Source organism: Phreatobacter sp. AB_2022a (assembly GCF_026847585.1).
In the GTDB taxonomy this organism is placed as follows: Bacteria; Pseudomonadota; Alphaproteobacteria; order Rhizobiales; family Phreatobacteraceae; genus Phreatobacter.
Map to the genome: position 1 here is coordinate 71,614 of NZ_JAPSET010000028.1, position 14,991 is coordinate 86,604.

Annotated in this window: 15 protein-coding genes; 9 read left to right on the plus strand and 6 right to left on the minus strand. The window is 66.8% G+C overall.

The genetic code is table 11. From position 1 onward, the window contains the following. Nucleotides 1-48: 48 nt before the first annotated feature. Nucleotides 49-1,110: a patatin-like phospholipase family protein gene (locus tag OZ671_RS19925; RefSeq protein ID WP_268862366.1), complete on the minus strand. Its 1,062-nt coding sequence runs from the start codon at nt 1,108-1,110 to the stop codon at nt 49-51. 3 nt (nt 1,111-1,113) lie between these two features. After that, entirely contained in the window at nt 1,114-1,566 is a 453-nt protein-coding gene (hisI, locus tag OZ671_RS19930; RefSeq protein ID WP_268862367.1) for a phosphoribosyl-AMP cyclohydrolase, read from the minus strand. A 173-nt stretch (nt 1,567-1,739) separates the two neighbouring features. On the opposite strand from hisI, the gene OZ671_RS19935 reads away from it, so the two are divergent. The 6 genes from OZ671_RS19935 (at nt 1,740) to OZ671_RS19960 (ending at nt 6,765) form a co-directional block, all read left to right on the plus strand. Continuing rightward, the gene (locus OZ671_RS19935) at nt 1,740-2,195 is read left to right on the plus strand and encodes a hypothetical protein (RefSeq protein WP_268862368.1); all 456 of its coding nucleotides are present in this window, start codon (nt 1,740-1,742) and stop codon (nt 2,193-2,195) included. A 169-nt stretch (nt 2,196-2,364) separates the two neighbouring features. After that, nucleotides 2,365-2,652, plus strand: a complete 288-nt coding sequence (gatC, locus tag OZ671_RS19940) for an Asp-tRNA(Asn)/Glu-tRNA(Gln) amidotransferase subunit GatC (RefSeq protein ID WP_038305721.1) — start codon at nt 2,365-2,367, stop codon at nt 2,650-2,652. A gap of 5 nt (nt 2,653-2,657) precedes the next feature. Then, complete coding sequence (gene gatA, locus OZ671_RS19945; RefSeq protein ID WP_268862369.1) at nt 2,658-4,169, plus strand: Asp-tRNA(Asn)/Glu-tRNA(Gln) amidotransferase subunit GatA; 1,512 nt, start codon at nt 2,658-2,660, stop codon at nt 4,167-4,169. A 1-nt stretch (nt 4,170) separates the two neighbouring features. Beyond that, nucleotides 4,171-4,392 (plus strand): hypothetical protein, encoded by a 222-nt coding sequence (locus tag OZ671_RS19950; protein ID WP_268862370.1) that lies wholly within the window; start codon nt 4,171-4,173, stop codon nt 4,390-4,392. Between the two features lie 73 nt (nt 4,393-4,465). Next, nucleotides 4,466-5,935 (plus strand): Asp-tRNA(Asn)/Glu-tRNA(Gln) amidotransferase subunit GatB, encoded by a 1,470-nt coding sequence (gene gatB, locus OZ671_RS19955; RefSeq protein WP_268862371.1) that lies wholly within the window; start codon nt 4,466-4,468, stop codon nt 5,933-5,935. 347 nt (nt 5,936-6,282) lie between these two features. Further along, the gene (locus OZ671_RS19960; protein ID WP_268862372.1) at nt 6,283-6,765 is read left to right on the plus strand and encodes a GNAT family N-acetyltransferase; all 483 of its coding nucleotides are present in this window, start codon (nt 6,283-6,285) and stop codon (nt 6,763-6,765) included. Between the two features lie 8 nt (nt 6,766-6,773). On the opposite strand, the gene OZ671_RS19965 is transcribed toward OZ671_RS19960, so the two are convergent. Further along, complete coding sequence (locus OZ671_RS19965) at nt 6,774-7,142, minus strand: hypothetical protein (protein WP_268862373.1); 369 nt, start codon at nt 7,140-7,142, stop codon at nt 6,774-6,776. Nucleotides 7,143-7,360: 218 nt separating this feature from the next. Between OZ671_RS19965 and OZ671_RS19970 the strand changes: the two genes are divergently transcribed. After that, nucleotides 7,361-8,065, plus strand: a complete 705-nt coding sequence (locus tag OZ671_RS19970) for a glutathione S-transferase N-terminal domain-containing protein (RefSeq protein WP_268862374.1) — start codon at nt 7,361-7,363, stop codon at nt 8,063-8,065. 40 nt (nt 8,066-8,105) lie between these two features. On the opposite strand, the gene OZ671_RS19975 is transcribed toward OZ671_RS19970, so the two are convergent. Next, complete coding sequence (locus tag OZ671_RS19975) at nt 8,106-8,513, minus strand: DUF2147 domain-containing protein (RefSeq protein WP_268862375.1); 408 nt, start codon at nt 8,511-8,513, stop codon at nt 8,106-8,108. Between the two features lie 238 nt (nt 8,514-8,751). On the opposite strand from OZ671_RS19975, the gene OZ671_RS19980 reads away from it, so the two are divergent. Continuing rightward, nucleotides 8,752-9,081: an SEL1-like repeat protein gene (locus OZ671_RS19980; protein ID WP_268862376.1), complete on the plus strand. Its 330-nt coding sequence runs from the start codon at nt 8,752-8,754 to the stop codon at nt 9,079-9,081. 8 nt (nt 9,082-9,089) lie between these two features. On the opposite strand, the gene OZ671_RS19985 is transcribed toward OZ671_RS19980, so the two are convergent. Continuing rightward, the gene (locus tag OZ671_RS19985) at nt 9,090-11,462 is read right to left on the minus strand and encodes a hypothetical protein (RefSeq protein ID WP_268862377.1); all 2,373 of its coding nucleotides are present in this window, start codon (nt 11,460-11,462) and stop codon (nt 9,090-9,092) included. A gap of 1,004 nt (nt 11,463-12,466) precedes the next feature. Between OZ671_RS19985 and OZ671_RS19990 the strand changes: the two genes are divergently transcribed. Beyond that, nucleotides 12,467-13,861, plus strand: coding sequence for a tyrosine-type recombinase/integrase (locus OZ671_RS19990; RefSeq protein WP_268862378.1), 1,395 nt, complete (start codon nt 12,467-12,469; stop codon nt 13,859-13,861). Between the two features lie 119 nt (nt 13,862-13,980). Here the strand turns inward: OZ671_RS19990 and OZ671_RS19995 are convergent. Next, the coding region (locus tag OZ671_RS19995) for a porin (protein ID WP_268862379.1) at nt 13,981-14,991 on the minus strand (1,011 nt) is incomplete at its 5' end.

Sequence of the window (14,991 nt, forward strand, 5' to 3'; positions counted from 1 at the left end):
CGAGCCCGGCTTCCCGGCCGGGCCGGTGGCGCCGGCGGGTTGCGATCGTCAGGCGACGGCCTTCATCGCTTCGGCAATGTCGGGCAGCAGGCGTTCGGTCGCTTCCTCGCCGAGGGCGATGGCTTCGGCCGCACGATGGAACTCGAACAGGCCGAGACGGGACATGCGGGGCCCGATCAGCACGTTCGGCGGGTCGCCGGCAAGGCGGGTGCGCGCGATGCGCTCCTGCGTGGCGTTGAACCCCTTGGCCAGCACGGTCGGAATGCCGGGCGAACGCGCCAGCGCGATGCGTGGATCGATGGCGCCCGTGACCTCGGCCGTTTCGGCGCGGATGCGCAAGGGCCGGGCCAGCGCCCGGCCGAGGCCACGACCGAGCCCGCGACCGAGATTGACGACGGCCCGCACGCGTGGGCGCGGTTCGATCAGCGGCAGGGCCTCGTCCTCGGGGCTGGTGCCGTGGTCCTGGATGACGGTTGCCCGGCCGAGGGCATCGGCATTGAGGCTGACGGCAATGACCAGCCGGGCGCCGAGCGCGCGCACCACCGACACCGGCACCGGGTTCGACAGGGCGCCATCCATCAGCCAGCGCCCGCCGATGCGCACCGGCGGCAGGATGCCGGGCAGGGCGTAGGAGCCGCGCAAGGCCGTCATCAGCAGGCCGCGCGTCAGCCAGATCTCGTGGCCGGTGCCGATTTCGGTCGCGACCGCGGCGAAGGGGATCGGCAGGTCCTCGATCCTGATGTCGCCGATCTCGCGTTCGAGCAACCGGGCGACGCGCGATCCGCCCATCAGGCCGCCGCCCGAAATGGCGATGTCGACGAGCGAAATGACATCGCGCCGCTTGAGCGAGGTCGCCCAGTCGGCGAGGGCGTCGAGCTTGCCGGCGGCGTGCAGGCCGCCGACGACCGCGCCGATCGATGTGCCGGCGATCACATCAGGCGTGTAGCCGGCCCGCATCAGCGCACGCAGGACGCCGATATGGGCGAGCCCGCGCGCCGCGCCGCCGCCAAGCGCCAGGCCAATGGTCGGCCGCGCCGGCACGGCCGGCTCGACCGGAGCCTGTGCCGCATCGCCGTCCCGGCGCCGGCGCGCGCGACGAAGCCTCAGCATGACTCAGCCGAAGGCCGGACGCAGGCGGTCGGCATCGCGCGGCACGAGCCGCGTTTCGGCAGCCGCGCCACCGGTCGGAACCGCCCGGTAGAAGCAGGACCTCCGGCCGGTATGGCAGGAGCCGCCGTCACCGCCGACGGTCACCTTCAGCCAGATGGCGTCCTGGTCGCAGTCGACCCGCATCTCGACCACCGTCTGGATCTGGCCCGACGTGTCGCCCTTGTGCCAGAGCGCCTTGCGCGAGCGCGACCAGTACCAAGCTTCGCCGGTCTCGATGGTTCTGGCCAGCGCCTCCGCGTTCATGTGGGCGACCATCAGCAGTTCGCCACTGGCGGCGTCGCTGGTCACCGCCGTCACCAGCCCGTCGGGGCCGAATCGCGGCGTCAGCCGGTCGCCCTCCTCGAGATCCGCCTTGGATCCGGGGGCTGCGAAGAGGCGGTCACAATCTGCGCACATGTGGATAAGTCCGGGGATGGGAAACCCGCGCGGTTCTAGCTTGCTCAGACGCTTATGCCAAAGGGTCTGCAATATTAAGGCGGCATCAACCATGTTCGTCAGGGTTAACAAATGGTTTCACTCGCGACCGACACGCCGTGCTGGCAACATGCGGCGCGATGCGAGAGGGCCGCATGACCGACCAGCGCAACACATTCTCAACCTCGAAAACCGCGGAAAGCTCCTCGGTGAAGGCCCATGCCGCGCTCTACACGGCGCTCGACCATGCCGGCGAGGCGCCGCCCCAGGTGGTGGTCGCTCGGCCGCGCGCCATCCCTCAGGGCGGAGCTGCGGCGGTGCGGGCGCTTCGGGAACGGCTGATCGCGGAGGCCGAGCCTGTCGCGGGGGAGGCACCGCCGCCCGATGATGCGGCAGGGGGCCGCCGGGCTGCCGAGGCCGGGCCATTCAACGCCATCGAGGCGGACAGCGGCCGGGGCGCGGCCGGCCGCCGGCCGACCGGCGAGACGGTCATCCCCTCGGCCGCGATCCTGCGCTTCCGCCTGAGCGAGCTGCCGCGCCTTGCCGGCCAGCTGACCGGGCTCGGCGGCGAGGGACGGCGCCGGGGCGATGGCCCCGAGCGCGGGGCCTGAGCGCTCGAAGCCCTCCGGCGCGTCGCAGCGGGCAATATCGGCCAGTGCGCGCGCCCATCGCGCCGGCGCAAATGTCACATTCGCATTCCTGCCGTGGTTGCAGCGCGAAAGGGGCGGGTGCTATGAGGCCCGATCCTCCTTCCTCACGCGACCTGAGGTGAAATTTCCAATGTCCGTCGATCAGGCGACCGTGCGGCGCATCGCGCATCTGGCGCGCATTGCCGTCACCGAGGCGGAGGTGCCGCACCTCCAGGGCGAGATCAACGCCATTCTCTCCTTCGTCGAGCAGCTCAACGAGGTCGACGTGTCGGGCGTCGAGCCGATGACCTCGGTCACGCCGATGGTGATGAAGAAGCGCGAGGACGTGGTGACCGACGGCGGCATCGCCAGCGAGATCGTCGCCAATGCGCCCGAGCATGAAGGCACGTTCTTCACCGTTCCCAAGGTCGTGGAGTGATCGCGGTGACCGACCTGACCCGCCTTTCGATCGCGGAGGCCCATGCCGGCCTCGCCGCCAAGGACTTTTCGGCCACCGAGCTGACCCGCGCCTATCTCGATGCCATGGAGAAGGGCCGGGCGCTGAACGCCTACGTGCTGGAGACGCCGGCGCAGGCGCTGGCGATGGCGGCCGCCTCGGACGCCCGTATCGCCAAGGGCGAGATCGGGCCGCTGGAGGGCATTCCGCTCGGCATCAAGGACCTGTTCTGCACCAAGGGCACGCGGACCACGGCCTGTTCGAACATCCTCGCCAATTTCGTCCCGACCTATGAATCGACCGTCACGCAGAACCTGTGGCGCGACGGCGCGGTCATGCTCGGCAAGCTGAACAACGACGAATTCGCCATGGGCTCGTCCAACGAGACGAGCTGCTTCCCCGGCGCCATCAATCCCTGGCGGCGGCAGGGGTCGAACGTGTCGGCCGGCGCCGGCGGGGTCGAGGGCAGCTATCTGGTGCCCGGCGGCTCGTCCGGCGGTTCCTCGTCGGCGGTCGCCGCCTTCCTGTGCGCCGGTGCCACCGCCACCGATACCGGCGGCTCGATCCGCCAGCCGGCCGCCTTCACCGGTACTGTCGGCATCAAGCCGACCTATGGCCGCGTCTCGCGCTGGGGCGTCGTCGCCTTCGCCTCCTCGCTCGACCAGGCAGGGCCGATCGCCCGCACAGTGACCGATGCGGCCATGCTGCTGCGCTCCTTCGCCGGTCCCGACGCCAAGGATACGACCTGTGTCGACCAGCCGGTGCCGGACTATGCCAAGGCCGTCGGCCGGTCCGTGAAGGGCATGACCATCGGCATTCCGCGCGAATATCGGGTCGACGGCATGGCGCCGGAGATCGAGAAGCTCTGGGCCGAGGGCGCGCAGATCCTCAAGGATGCCGGCGCCAATGTCGTCGACATCTCGCTGCCGCACACGAAATACGCCTTGCCGGCCTATTATATCGTCGCCCCGGCCGAGGCTTCCTCGAACCTCGCCCGCTATGACGGCGTGCGCTACGGCCTGCGCGTCCCCGGCAAGGACATCATCGATCTCTACGAGAAGACCCGCGCGAGCGGCTTCGGCAAGGAGGTCAAGCGGCGTGTCATGATCGGTACCTACGTGCTGTCGGCGGGCTATTACGATGCCTATTATGTCCGCGCCCAGAAGCTGCGCACGCTGATCAAGCGCGATTTCGAGGAGGCCTATGCCGCGGGCGTCGACGCGATCCTGACGCCGGCGACGCCCACCGCGGCGTTCGGCATCGGCGAGAAGGGCTCCGGCGATCCGGTCGAGATGTATCTCAACGACGTCTTCACCGTGACCGTCAACATGGCCGGCCTGCCGGGCATCTCGGTGCCGGCCGGCCTCGACCCGCAGGGCCTGCCGCTCGGTCTGCAGCTCATCGGCCGCGCCTTCGACGAGGAGACGCTGTTCACGGTGGCCGGCGTCATCGAGCAGGCCAAAGGCGCCTTCCCGGTCAAAGATCGCTGGTGGGCCTGACATGCTGTTCACCCGCGCCATTGCGATCGCCTGCCTGACGGTGTTCGCTTGGCTGCTGTGGGTGGCGGCCTGCCTGTTCCTGCTGCTGGTCGCGATGGCCTGGTGGAGCGGCGACCCCGCGCTGAAGCTCGGCTACCTGATCCTGCTCGCCCTCGGCGCGCTGGTCGGCGGTTTCGTCTGCCGCCTGTTCGCCAGGCGCATCGAGGGGCCCACGGGCCATTGACCTCAAGACTTGTTCTCGCCGGAGCCTTTGGGTACTTCCGGCATAACCCCTGATATCTTCGAACGAGCCCGCCATGACCGCGCCTGTTGATCCGAAGAAGCTCATTCCCGGCGCTACCGGCGACTGGGAGGTGGTGATCGGCCTCGAGATCCATGCCCAGGTCGCGAGCCAGGCCAAGCTGTTCTCGGGCGCGGCGACCGCCTTCGGCGCCGAGCCCAACAGCCAGGTGAGCCTCGTCGACGCGGCGATGCCGGGCATGCTGCCCGTCATCAACGAGGAATGCGTGCGCCAGGCGATCCGCACCGGCCTCGGCCTGAAGGCCGCGATCAACCTGAAGAGCGTGTTCGACCGGAAGAACTATTTCTATCCGGATCTGCCGCAGGGCTATCAGATCAGCCAGTACAAGAGCCCGATCGTCGGCGAGGGCGAGGTGTCGGTCGACCTGACGCCCACCGAGAGCTTCGTCGTTCGGATCGAGCGCCTGCATCTGGAGCAGGATGCCGGCAAGTCGATCCACGACCAGAGCCCGACCCTCTCCTTCGTCGACCTCAACCGCTCGGGCGTTGCGCTGATGGAGATCGTCTCCAAGCCGGACATGCGCTCGGCCGACGAAGCCAAGGCCTACGTGACCAAGCTGCGTACCATCCTGCGCTATCTCGGCACCTGCGACGGCGACATGGAAAAAGGCAATCTGCGCGCCGACGTGAACGTCTCGGTGCGGCGCCCGGGCGAGGCTTTCGGCACGCGCTGCGAGATCAAGAACGTCAATTCGATCCGCTTCATCGGCCAGGCCATCGACTATGAGGCGCGCCGTCAGATCGGTCTCATCGAGGATGGCGGCACGGTCGAGCAGGAAACCCGCCTGTTCGACCCGAACCGCGGCGAGACGCGCTCGATGCGCTCCAAGGAGGAGGCGCACGACTATCGCTATTTCCCGGATCCGGACCTGCTGCCGCTGGAATTCGACCAGGCCTATGTCGACGACCTCGCGCGTCACCTGCCGGAGCTGCCGGACGCCAAGAAGGCGCGCCTGATCGCCGACTACGGCCTGACGCCGTACGATGCCTCTATCCTGATCCTGGAGAAGGAAAGCGCCGACTATTTCGAGGCGGTGGCCAAGGGCCGCGATGCCAAGGCGGCGGCCAACTGGGTGATCAACGAGCTGTTCGGCCGCCTGAACAAGGACGGCAAGGACGTCACCGCATCGCCGGTCACGCCGGATCAGATCGGCGGCATCATCGACCTGATCGCCAACGGCACCATTTCCGGCAAGATCGCCAAGGACCTGTTCGACATCGTCTTCGCCGAAGGCGGCGATCCGGCCGAGATCGTCGAACAGCGCGGCATGAAACAGGTCACCGATACCGGCGCGATCGAGAAGGTGATCGACGAGGTGATCGCGGCCAATCCCGACAAGGTCGAGCAGGCCAAGGCGAAGCCGACGCTGCTCGGTTGGTTCGTCGGCCAGGTGATGAAGGCCTCCGGCGGCAAGGCCAATCCGGGCGCGGTCAACGACATCCTGAAGCAGAAGCTCGGGATCTGAGGGCGCTGCGCTCCCCGGATCCGGTCGCCACGACCGGGCGTTCCAGTGTCGGCCACGGCCGCGACGGCCTGATCATCCGAGAATGGGGAGCCAGGGCCCGACAGGGCGCGTGGCCGTCGGGTGCCGCAGCGAGGGCTGCCAGTCCCGGGATGGGGCATGATGGCGCCACACCAGCATCGCCGGTGTTCGGCCGCCCGGACGGGCCGATGCCGTCCGGCATTCGCGGCTGGTCTCCGCTGCGGCAGGCTCTCTTGCCCGGCGCCGCCGATTGGTCTCCGATGCCGCCCGACTGGCGAGGCCGGGCGAGCCTCGCCTCGTGTTCAACGCGCAAGCAGAGGCATGCCGGGATGAGCATTCAGGACGGTTCGATCGTGGTGCGTGCGGCGGGCAAGGATGATGTCGCGGCCGTTGCGGCACTGATCGCCATGGGGGCGGCAGCCGGCGCTCCCGATCGTGCTGCGGCGGAAGCGGAGGCGCGCCATCCGGCCTATGCCGAAGCCTATGAACGGCTTGCCCGGTCGGATGCCAATCATCTGTTCGTCGCGGAAAAGGCCGGCCGGGTGGTCGGCACCTACCAGCTTACGATCCTGCCGGGCATCGCCCAGCGCGGCCGGACTCGCGGCAAGATCGAGAGCGTGCATGTCGATCCGGATCTGCGCAGTTCCGGCATCGGTGCCCGGATGATGCAGCATGCCGTCGACACGGCCCGTGGGCTCGGCGTCGGCCTTCTGGAGCTGACCTCGGACAAGCGCCGCGGCGCTGCCCACCGCTTCTATGAGCGGCTGGGCTTTGCGCGCAGCCACGAGGGCTTCAAGATGGTGCTGGACTGAGCTGCCGCTCAGCCGCGCCGCCGCTGCCGGCATTCCTGCAGGAAGCTGCGCCAGGTCTTGCCCTGGGCGCGCAGCTGGTCGCGCTGGCCGCGCCACTCGGCGCCGCAGTCGCGCATGATCTGGTCGTTGCGCAACTGAGCGGGCGAGCGCTGGCGCCGTCCGGTCGTCGCCTCGCTGCCCGCGGCAGGGGCGGCCGTGGCGGGCTGCGTCGCGGCCGGGGCCTGGGCGGCCGGCGTGCGCGTGCGGCTACGCGAGGGCGTCGCCGCCGGGGCGCTGGTGGGGGGGGCGGCACCCGGCGTCGTCGCCGGAGCCTGCGCGAATGCGATGTCGGACATCAGCAAAGAGGCGGCCGCAGCCGCAATCAGATGAAGGCGCATGGACATTCCTCCCTGAGGCGCCTGGCGATCCGGCCCTTGGGGCCCGCGCGGCCGCCCGTTAACCTTGTCATCCTGCCAGGATTTTATTCCCCTGCCAATGAGGCATCGCACGGATGGCGGGCACTCAACGCCTAGCTCGCGCTGGAATTTCGGGATAGTTTCTCGCCCCTGCAGCCCACCCGGAACTGGCGTCGAGCTTCAGTGACACGAGACGGACAATGTCCCAGAAACCTATCGACCTCTATTATTGGCCGACCCCGAACGGGTGGAAGATCACCATCATGCTCGAGGAGTGCGGTCTGCCCTATACGGTGCATACCGTGAATATTGGCAAGGGGGATCAGTTCAAGCCGGAATTCCTGGCGATCTCGCCGAACAACCGCATCCCCGCCATCGTCGATCCCGACGGCCCGGGCGGCGCGCCGATCTCGGTCTTCGAGTCCGGGGCGATCCTGCAATATCTCGGCCGCAAGACCGGCAAGTTCTATCCGACCGACGAGCGCAAGCGCGTCGAGGTCGATCAATGGCTGATGTGGCAGATGGGCGGTTTCGGCCCCATGCTCGGCCAGACCCATCATTTCCGGATCTACGCGCCGGAAAAGATCGAATATGCGATCAACCGCTACACCAACGAGGCCAATCGCCTCTACGGCGTGCTCAACCGCCGCCTCGAAGGCCGCGACTACATTGCCGGCGACTACTCGATCGCCGACATGGCCTGCATCGGCTGGGCCAAGGCCTGGGAGCGCCAGGGCCAGGACATCAACCAGTTTCCCCATGTGAAGGCATGGATCGAGCGGATGCTGGCCCGGCCAGGCGTCAAGGCGGGCCTCATGGTCAACAAGGAAGACCGCAATCCCCAGGCGATGCAGGATCCGGCGGCGCGCGCCGTCCTGTTCGGCCAGACGGCCCGGCAGGGCTGACCGGAGAGGGGGCCTCGCGGCCCCCGTTCCGCGGGGCTGCTCAGTTGGCCCTCGTCCAGGTCTGGCTGCGGCAGATCAGGCCGCCGAGAACGCAGCCGGACAGGCTCATGGAATTGGCCGACGGCATGGTCATGCGGCCGTTATAGGTCTTGCCGTCCTGGAAATTGTAGAGCGTGCCCTGCCAGGCATTCGTGCCGTTCGGACGCATGGTGATCATGCGGACGCCGACAAGGCTGCGGCCACGCAGCGCCGCATCCTGGTTCTTGTCGTCGCGCGCCTGTGCCGACGCGACGATGGTGCCGCAGATCTGGTTGCCGCAATCGGCGAAACGGACGCGCGTCTCGCCCGACTGGCTGCGCCAGGTGCCGCGCGGGTCGTTGGCCGCCGCCGGGGAGGCGAGGGCAAGAGTGGTTGCGACCGCCAGGCCGAACAAGGTCAAGGTCTTCATCGAGGGTCCCTCCGCGACGTGCCGCCCGGCCGGTCTTGCCCGGCCCTTCTCGACGGCGCGCCGATCCCGACAGTCTCGCCCGTCCGCCCGGCCGGCGTCCAGCATGCCGATCGGCATTCCCATGGCGCAGCCGGGCCGATCCCGCGGTTAATGAATCGTTGACCTCTCGACAGCAAACTACCAGGGCGAAAGGGATGAGGGGTGGGCGGCGACTGCCGTGACGAGCGCGGAGACGCTAATGTCCGTAACGATCCTTGCCGAAAACGACGCGCCGTCGATCATGCCCGACGGCCCTGCGGCCCCTGGCCTGACCAGGGCCGGCCATCTGCCGCCTGACCTCGCCCAGCGTTCCCCCGGCGAGCTCGGCCGCCTGTATGCCGCCGGACGTGCCGTGCCGCGTGACCTGGTGGCGGCCCACAAATGGCTGAACATTGCGGCTTCGCAGGGCGACCGCGATGCTGCGCGGCAGCGTCAGGACATTGCCGGTGAAATGACCAAGGACGAAATCGCCCGGGCTCTCGCCGAGGCCCGCGCCTGGCTCGCGCTCGGGACGGCGAGCGCCGGCTAGACACCCGGTCAGGGGCGGCGGGTGACGGTCGCGAGCGCCGCCGCGAGATTTTCCCGGCTGAAGGGCTCGAACCGGAACACCACATCGTGCCGACCCGGCGGCAACTCCACGCCGCGGAACAGCACGTTGGCGCGCAGGAGCGGCCGACGCTGATCGTTCACCCACACCGTCCAGCCGGGATAGTCGAGGTCGTGCAGCACCAGAATGCCGGCCACCTCGGTTTCCGCCACCAGGCGCACCGTGTTGATGCCATATTCGGCGATCGCCACCCGGCCGGCGGTGGCCCGGCCCGGCGCGTCGGTGGCGGAAGGCACGCTGTCGACCGGGTCCTCGTCGCTGATCAGCACCTCGGAGGCGATGTCGACATCGGGAATTTCGTCGGCGGCCAGCGCCGCCTCGACATTCACCCGCTTGACGCGCGCGGCGAGCATGGCGCGCGGAGCGGCCGGCGGCAGGCGGTAGAGCCAGAGCGGCGGCCCGTCGCGCAGCGGCAGGATGCGGGGGCGGGGCAGGGCGGCGGGCATCCGTTCGAAGGGCTGGTCGAACAACACGAATTCGATGCCGAGCAGGCGCGCGAGGCGCGATCGATAACCGCGGAAAGTCTTCGGGAACGGCCTGAGGCGCGGCTCGTGCGCCGTCTCGGCGGCCCCCGTCGCCCGCTCATAGAGGGCGAAGCGCAGCGGGTTGTAGCCCAGCGTGCTCTCGATGCCATAGGTCATGCCGGCATTCTGCCAGCCGTTCTCGGGCCCGAGGATCTCGACCCGCGGCCGCCGGCCGCGCGCATGCTCGGCCTCGAGCGCGCCGAGCAACTGGCGCAAGGCGTCGCGGTCGGGCGAGGGGGCGTCACTGAAGACGGCATAGACGCTTTTGGCCTCGGCATTGATCGGCGTCGTCACGTTGTGGAAGGCAAGCTCGGCGCTGGCGAGCCCGGCCAGGGCAAAGCCGAGGGCGGGGCGGGCCTTCTCGGACCGCATGCCGCGCACGAGCACCATGGCGACCGCGCCGGTGGCGACCGCTCCGGCGAGGGCCATGAGGGCAACGGCGAGTTGCGGCCGGGCGGGGGCGCGTGCGAGCGCGATGGCGACGAGGCCCGACGCTGTCGCTGCAACCAGTGCGAGCAGTATCCGGTTGGTCCGGACGAGGCTGCCGCGCAGCAGGGCATCGAGGCTGCCGGCAGCCAGCATGGCGATGGCGAAGACCAGAATGAAACAGGCATCCGCCGGCCGCCGATACAGGGAAATGCCCGGCACATGGTCGAAAACGAGGCGAAAGACCGGCGTATGCGAGCCGAGGGCATAGACGAGACTCGCGCCAGCGAGCGCGGTGAAGAAGCGCAATCGGTGGCCCAGGCAGACGTTGCGGGTCAGGCCGATCCAGACGACGAGAAGGCAGGCCGTGACGCCGACATGCAGGAAATTGACTGAACGATCCGTCCAGTCGAAGCTCGGCCAGCTCGGTGAGCCGGGGCCGAAATAGAGATCGGCCTTCTGAAGGCCAGCAAAAAAGTCGGCTGCGAACAGCCCGATGAGATTGAACGGATCCAGCGAACCATAGGCGGCGGTCTGGAACGCGACCATCGGGCGATTGGAAAAGGCCGCAAACTGCAAGGTCAGGAGCAGTGGCACCGCCAGGATCGCCGTGCCGACCAGGCCCATGGTCAGAAAATGCGGCAGGCGGGCGAGGAACCAGCGTCCGCGCTCCACCGCGCCGAGGCCCCGGCTCAGCGCGAACGCGGCGAGAGCCAGGCAGTTCAGAAAGGCGATCTGGTCGCGGCCGAGCGCCATGAAGGCGGCCGTCGCGCCGAAAGCGATGCTCCATCCATAGGAGCGCCGGTCGAGCGCAAGTTCGAGCAGCAGGAGACAGACCGGCAGATAGGCATAGGAGACGACAAGTCCGACATGCTGCAGACGCCCCATGGCCGGGCCACCGAAAAAGACGATGGCGGCGGCCAGGATCGCGGCCTGTGGACCAAAACCGCGGCGGGCGGCGAGACCCGCGGCGGCGGCGCTGCCGACCGCGAGATGGGCCAGCACGATCGTGTCGAACAGGCCGATCGAAGCGCGGGGCAGGAGCCAGGCGGCCGGCAGGAACGTCGGCGAGAACAGCAGCGACTGGGGATCGGCAACGCTTGGAAATCCGGAAAAATGATAGGGATTCCAGAGCGGAAGCTCACCCTGCGACAAGGCACGGCCGACGAAGCGGTAAAAGTTGTAGAACTGCGATTTCGCATCCCAGGGTATCGTCACTGCCTCGATCTGATAGGCGGCGGCGGTCAGTCCCCAGAAGGCAAGGATGGTGGCGGCAACGACCGCCGTGTTGCGCCGGTTCCAGCGGATGGGCCGCGCGGTCGTCTCGAGAGGTGGGGTGCTTGCTGCGTTCACGCGGCGGTTCTAGCGGGAAAATTGCGAAGCTGCTATGGCAGCAATGAGCCAAAGCGCTGAACCGGCAGTGAAAAATCGCGATTTGAGGGCTCGGCCCGCGGCTTCGGCTGGAGCAAGCCTGCGTCGGCCCATATCGGCACGGTCCTGTGCGCCAGTGACCGTACCATTCGCCGGTTTTGGCCTGCCGGTTTCGGTGTCTCGTCGAACCGTGGCGCGTTTGGAAGCGTCGACGCTTCGTCACCCTCGTTGATTGTTTTTATACAAAATACAATCATAAGTTTCAGACAACAACAGCTTCTGCGTGTCCTGTGGCTTCTTGTGGCGTGTCGCTCCGCGCCATTCACAACCACGATCGAGACCGGCCTTGCCGATCACGCCCGCAGCGCCAGGCCGGTTCCGTCCGGTGCAGGCAGTTGCAAAAAAAGTACGTATCATCAGCGAGTTGGTTGTCTCATGTGATGAGCGCAGGCCGGGCCCTTTGCCGGGCGGTGGTCACCGTTGAGCGGCTGGCTGTGGCCCTGGGCCGGCAAGCGGTGTCGTGAAATGTATGTTGCGTATCTGCAACAGTTTGAGAAAAGGCGCGCCGTCTGCGGCGCCCTGCGACCGCTGTGTCGCCTTCGCCGCCCTGTGAGGAAGGCATTCGAGACGTCAGCATCTCTTTGAACAATGTTATTCTGTGAATTAATGTTTACATATGTATCTATCTGTTTCTATTCGTTTCCATTCGAAATGTAATTGGCAAATCGTAGCACGACATTCTCCTTGAATCAAAGGATTGGCGCTGTCAACAACGTGCATTTGATCGGCGTCAATGCTTGATGAGTTGGCATTATGTGGTTATAATTCTTGCCAATTTCGAAAAGTCGCCGCTGGGTTTGCGCTGAAGGCCGCTTCTGTCGCTCTCTCTTTACGCTTTGACAGCTTCGAAAGTATGTGAATCGCCGAGCCGAGCGCTTTCAGGGGCAACCCGATCGAGAGTGCTTTGGAGTTGGGGACAGCGGACCTTGAGTGCAGTTGCGTCACAACCGGAGTTGTCTTGCGCCCCAAACGGGACGTTCAGCTTCGCGTTGCCGGCGGCCGCCAATATTTCCGACGATCTTCTTGGTGAATCGGTGCGCGTCAACGTCGATGGTCTTGTCTTTGACGTGACGATCGATCGCCATATCCAGATTCCGCCAGTCTGTCGCTCCATTCAGGATGCGAAATATTTCGCAATGGCGATCTCGTTTCAGATTCTTGTTCACGCGAACGAGACGCTGACTGCCCTTGCCGGCGCCGTTCCATTGCCCGCCGGGGACGCGCCGGTCGAGCATGATGGGCCGGTGGCCGAAGAGGCGGCGGACAGCATGGCTGCCGATCATGGCGCGATCGAAAGCCCGTCCGTTTCCGCCTTCGGATCAGTCGCGGGCTCCATGCTGCCGGATCGCGATGCGGGGCTTTCGTTCGTCGAGCTCTTCGAGCACTGGCGCGAGCATCACCTGCTGTCGGGCGGTGCGCCGACTACGCCGCCGCACTGGGAAACCTTGATCCAGCGTTTCGCCGGGTTTCTTGGGCACCAGGATCCGACGAAGGTTTCCACGCAGGATGTGCGGAACTACCGCGATCATCTGATCCGCAGCGGACGTCTCATCAGGACGGCGCGGCACTCCGATCTGGCCGCGCTGCGTTCGGTTTTCCGGTTTGGCATCGAGCAGGGACTGCTCGATATGGCGGATCCGACGTCGGGAGTGCGTTTTCGCAACAACAGGCTTGGAACCAGCCGCCGAATGATGGCCTTTTCCGACGATGAGGCGCGGGTTCTGCTGCAGGCTGCCGATCTCGAGGAGAAGCCGGCGCGCCGGTGGATCCCCTGGCTGACCGCGCTGACCGGCAGCCGCATCTCGACGATCGTGAATCTCAGGCGGGAGGATGTCGTCAAGCGCGACGATATCTGGTGCATCCGGATCTCGCGCCAGGCCGGACCGGTCAAGACCGCCGCCTCGGAACGGATCGTGCCGCTGCATCCGCTCATTCTCGAACGCGGGTTCATCGACTTTGCGCTTTCCGCCGGGCGCGACCGGCTGTTCATCAACCGAACGCGCGACGATTTCATCCTCGACGGCAAGGTCACCTCGCCGACGGTGGCGGGTCCCTACAATCCCGGGCGCACCACCCGGAACCGGCTCACCGAATGGATTCATTCGCTTGGGCTCGATATCGGCCGCTCGGCCGGCAAGGATCCGAGCCATGCCTGGCGCCATTGGTTCAAGGAGAAGGCCTTCGAAGTCGGCATTCCCGAAAAGATCACGGATGCCATTGTCGGTCATGCCCAGGCGAGCGTATCCAGACGTTACGGCGCTGTTTCCATTCCCATCATGTTCGACGAATTGAAGAAAATACCCGATCCGCTGAAGTCGTAAGGGGAGGGGAGGGTGGCGATTGCGCCCTGGGCTTCTGATCATCTTGCCGACATAAAGAAGAACCCCGGCGGTTTCCCGCCGGGGTTCTTTATTCTTCAGCCTATGATCTGAGGATCAGATCAGAAGTTGCGCTGAATGCGGATGGTGCCGACCCAGGCGCCTTCCTGGCCGCGGAACGTGTTGCTCGGGCCGATGACCGCCGGCAGGCCGTTCTGCTGACGGGCCTGGATGTTGTGGTAGACGACTTCCACACCGAGGTCGAGGTTGCGAACCGGCGACCAGATGGTGTTGACGCCGACGTTCCAGTACTTCACGTCCCAGAGGGTGCTGGCGGCCGGCTGGTCGATGTTCGAATAGGCACCGAACACGGACGAACGCAGGGCCGGGGTCCAGAAGTGACGGAAGCCGGCGGCAATCGACCAGGCCTTGGTGGTCTGGATGGCGCCGAGGATGACGGCCGCGTCACGCAGCTGGGTGTTCAGAGCATTCGTGCCAGCGAGGTTGCCGGCGCCCGAAATGGTCGAGCGGTCGCCACCCTGGTTGGCGGTGCCGAAGGCGTAGTCGAGAGCGCCGTCAGCATAGACGCCCTGCAGCCAGAGCACGTCGCCGCGGGCGAGCATGTCGAGGTTGAGGCGGAGACCGGCACCGACGGCCCAGCCCATCTTGTCGCCGGCCTTGGCGGTCGGGACGTTGGTGATGCCGGCATAGCCGAAGTCACGCAGCTGGTGCAGCGCACCCATGATCTGGGCCGAGCCCCAGCCCTGGTCGACGCGCAGGTTGGCGACGATGTCCGGGATCTGCTGGCCGGCATAGGTCATGCCGCCGGCGCCCGACAGCGGACGCTGCAGGGAGACGTTGCTGATGCCCGGAGCCGGGACGACGACGCCGTACCACGAGTCGCCGTTGCTGTAGCGGCGGTACATCGAGTCTTCGACCGAGACCGTGGCCGAGAAGCCCGAACCGAACGAGGCGGTGTAGGCGAGGACGGTGGTCGAGCGGGCCGTCGCGGCGAAGTTGCCGGAGAGCTGCACGTCGCCCTGGTAGAAGTTGAAGAACGAGGCCGAGAAGCCCGCCGTGATGCCGGCGAACTGGATGAAGGCGCGCTCGACGTTGATGGCGGAAGCGCGCGG